The 2,507-nt window shown below is 46.9% G+C and carries 3 protein-coding genes; all 3 read right to left on the bottom strand.

Annotated elements, in window-relative coordinates; genetic code table 11:
- Positions 1-18: 18 nt before the first annotated feature.
- Positions 19-1,172, bottom strand: a protein-coding gene (locus OEU88_RS17550; protein ID WP_262694959.1) for an IS3 family transposase whose coding sequence is annotated in 2 segments (ribosomal slippage) — positions 19-932 and positions 932-1,172 — 1,155 coding nt in all. Because the reading frame shifts where the segments join, the coding sequence is not laid out codon by codon here.
- Positions 1,173-1,215: 43 nt separating this feature from the next.
- Positions 1,216-1,689: a polysaccharide deacetylase family protein gene (locus OEU88_RS17545; protein ID WP_262696510.1), complete on the bottom strand. Its 474-nt coding sequence runs from the start codon at positions 1,687-1,689 to the stop codon at positions 1,216-1,218.
- Between the two features lie 36 nt (positions 1,690-1,725).
- Positions 1,726-2,507: calcium-binding protein (locus tag OEU88_RS17635; RefSeq protein WP_317279149.1), on the bottom strand; the 782-nt coding region annotated here is incomplete at its 5' end.

Here is a 2,507-nt window from a genome sequence, read left to right as displayed (position 1 = left end):
TGAGATGCCCCTAGTTTGTTAGACACCTTGCGATTTCATTTTAGTTTGTTGTTCAAAATCGACGGGAGACAACAACCCGTTGTTACCATGCTTTCTTTTTGGATTGTAAAACATTTCGATGTAATCGAAGACGTCTTGGCGAGCATCCTTGCGGGTTGCGTAGGTTTTGCGCCTGACGCGTTCGCGCTTTAACAGGTGGAAAAAGCTCTCAGCAACAGCATTATCATGGCAGTTGCCGCGCCTGCTCATGCTGGCTTCCAAATTGTGAGCGCCGAGGAACTTCTGCCACTCATGGCCTGTAAACTGGCTGCCCTGATCAGAATGAATGATCACCTTTTGCTTTGGTTTGCGACGCCAGACAGCCATCAGCAAGGCACTCAACACCAAATCCATCTGCATACGGGGTTGCATAGACCAACCCACCACGCGGCGGGAATAAAGATCAATGACAACGGCCAGATATAGCCACCCCTGATGCGTGCGAATATACGTAATGTCCGTGACCCAGGCATGATCTGGCAGGGCCACTTTGAAGTCTTGCTGTAATCTGTTGGCTGCAACAATCGCAGGTTTGCCACCGTAAAAACCAGCTTTGCGCCGGTAGCCTATTTGTGCTTTGACGCCCGCAATGCTTGCCAGTCGTGCCACACGGTTCGGGCAGCAGGTCTCACCGAGCGACCGCAGGTCGTCATGAAGTTTGCGGTATCCATAAACACAACCACTCTCAAGCCAGGCTTGTTTGATGAGCCCGATAAGCCGGTTGTCATCTCTGGCCCGCTTACTGAGAGGCTTCTTGACCCAGCCATAGAAACCACTGTGATGAACCTTCAGGACGCGGCACATCACCCGCACACGAAACACAGTTTGGTGCGCCTGAATGAAGGCGTACTTCACTACGCATCCCTTGCGAAGTACGCCGTTGCCTTTTTTAGGATATCTCTTTCTTCGGTGACTCGAAGCAACTCAGCTTTTAACCGCCTGATCTCAGCGCTGTCAGCAGCTTCCTGCTTGCGTTCCTTGCTTGGCTTTGAAAAAAGCTTCTTCCAATCATAAAGGGACTTTGTACAAACACCAAGCCGTTCAGCCACCTCTTTGACGCTGTACCCTCGGTCTGTGATCTGAGCGACCGCATCGCGCTTGAATTCTTCTGTATAACGAACACCTATCGGCATAATCTATAAACTCCTTGCTTCCATTTTATAATGAACAAGGTGTCTACAAATCTAGGGGCATCTCAGTATTCATTTGCAAGTTACCAGCGCGAAAAGCAACAGGTTGGTCTAATCCCCATTTATCAAAAGCGTGCATACCTAACTCTATAACGCCCTTAGCGGTTGATAAATCTAGTGCTGCCATAGAGTCGTTTATAATATGATCACCAAGTGCTTTACGTGCTGGTTCATGCCACATTGGGTGTATATGCAGTTGAATATCATGCCCATTGGATTTTATGTCATCTATAATTGGCTTCATAATATCAAAACCCAACATAGCTGTATGTGCGGCTTCGATAAAAAAGGTTGCTTTTATCTGGTAGGTCTTAAACGTTTTGAGCAAAAATTCCAAACCATGAGAAACCCCATTAATACGGCAGTATACAGCGTCGTGCGTAATGGGTGTATTCTCATGATTATGGAAACACCCACCAGCACTAAACTCCGTATCAATAGTGATATGTATTTTTGACATTACACGCTTTTATATTGGCATTACGCCTAGAGTGTCTTAGTACACAATAGAAAGCGTATCTAAATCTGCAAGTGTAAGCTGAGTTATAAACACACTATCACCTCCACCGAGGTCTAATAACACACCGTTGATACCGTTTTGTGTGTATGCTATCGCCGCAGATGTTACATCTGTCAAGTCTATAAAATCAGTGGTTGTTGAAGACAAATCAAGGACATCATCAGTAGTAGCAAAGTCAGTGATGACATCATCTCCGTCTCCACTCTCAAACACAAAGGTATCATTACCAGACCCACCGGTCAGTTGATCGTTCCCCGCACCGCCAACAAGCGTATCATTACCGTCACCACCCGAAAGATTGTCATTACCTCCACGGCCTTCAATGATATCATCACCAGCCGTACCAATGATCGTGTCGGAACGGAAAGTATCCGTGCCAACAATCTTCTCAATGCCGATGAATGTTGTTTGACTGAAGTCAGCACTACCACCATCTTCAAGCTCAATCGTCACACCACTGTGGCCGCCAGCACTAATCGTCTCAACTGCACCTGCAGCAAAATGTGTGAAGCGCACATCAAGCCCAATAATTGTACCATCTTCCGTTGCTAGAATTTGGTCATTGCCAGCACCGCCATCGTATATGTCTTCATCTGCGCCAATTCCGACAAGGAATGTATCATCGCCGTCACCACCTGAGAGCACATCGTCACCTCCACGGCCTTCAATGATATCATCACCAGCCGTACCAACAATTGTGTCGGAACGATGATCGTCATTTCCAACAATCTTCTCAATGCCGATGAATGTTGTTTGAC

Source organism: Kordiimonas aquimaris (genome assembly GCF_025574485.1).
GTDB classification, from domain to species: Bacteria; Pseudomonadota; Alphaproteobacteria; order Sphingomonadales; family Kordiimonadaceae; genus Kordiimonas; species Kordiimonas aquimaris.
This window is presented reverse-complemented; position numbering and strand designations above follow the sequence as displayed.

What these genes read in the sequence shown, in the direction of transcription:
- OEU88_RS17545 (WP_262696510.1), bottom strand. Translation starts at nt 1,689, where the DNA reads ATGTCAAAAATACATATCACTATTGATACGGAGTTTAGTGCTGGTGGG.